This is a genomic window from Bradyrhizobium sp. LeoB3 (genome assembly GCF_055456055.1).
The window spans coordinates 1-883 of record NZ_JBVBEF010000322.1; the positions used below are offsets into that span (position 1 = coordinate 1).

General features: G+C 59.3%; 2 protein-coding genes. Both read left to right on the plus strand.

Annotation, left to right across the window (positions count from 1 at the left end):
* A partial coding sequence (locus ACZXDY_RS46125; protein ID WP_464350043.1) for a hypothetical protein occupies nucleotides 1-487 on the plus strand: 487 nt, incomplete at its 5' end.
* Between the two features lie 98 nt (nucleotides 488-585).
* On the plus strand, nucleotides 586-883 hold a 298-nt coding region (wrbA, locus tag ACZXDY_RS46130), incomplete at its 3' end, for an NAD(P)H:quinone oxidoreductase (protein WP_464350044.1).

The following is an 883-nucleotide window of genomic DNA, read 5'->3' on the forward strand; positions in this document are numbered from 1 at the left end:
CTATCTGCGGCACGCGCTGCTTGAGATTTCTGGTTATTGGGAACAAATCCTTGCCCCCGAGCTGACCGTTCCTGAGCTCATTTCTCGCATTGCCGAGCGCGGCGAGGTTCATATTCTGGTCGGTCAAACGGCGGTGAGGGCCTTTTACAGGCGGGTTGCGGAGACAAGGACAAATGTCATTGCGGCTCGTACACTGAACATGTGCATTAGCGACTTCGGCGTTGTGACCGAGGCAGTCTGGAGCCACATGAGCCCTGCGTCCATGATACAGCCGGAGGCTATCTCTGATCCGGAGGCCTACTACCTCATTTCCCACAACATCATACAGAGCGTCGCCTATACGCAAGACGCAAAGCTCATCGGCGAACGCGTCTACGACGACCCGGCCAGTTATCAGTATGAGGAACTTGAGCCCGGCGACGTGGTGACGCCAGAAATGGCCTGCGCGCAACTTGCCCCGTTCCTGGCGCGAGCGACGCTCGACTGAGCAGCCTCCCAAGGCCCATCAATCTCATGAACCGAATCTTCGGGTCGCCATCCGCGCCCCGGCCAGATTCTGAAACACGCAAGCACAGGAGCATTGTAATGCCGAAGGTCCTCGTTCTCTACTACTCAACCTATGGCCACATCGAAGCGATGGCCTACGCGGTCGCCGAGGGTGCCAAGGCGGCCGGCGCAATCGTCGACGTGAAACGCATCCCGGAAACCGTTCCCGAGGTTATGGCGCGCGCCAATCATTTCAAGCTGGATCAGGCCGCGCCGGTCGCCACGATCGATGAGCTGGCCGACTATGACGCGATCATCGTCGGCGGCGGAACGCGGTTTGGCCGCATCTCTTCGCAGGTCGCCAGCTTCCTCGATCAGGCTGGTGGCCTTTGGATGA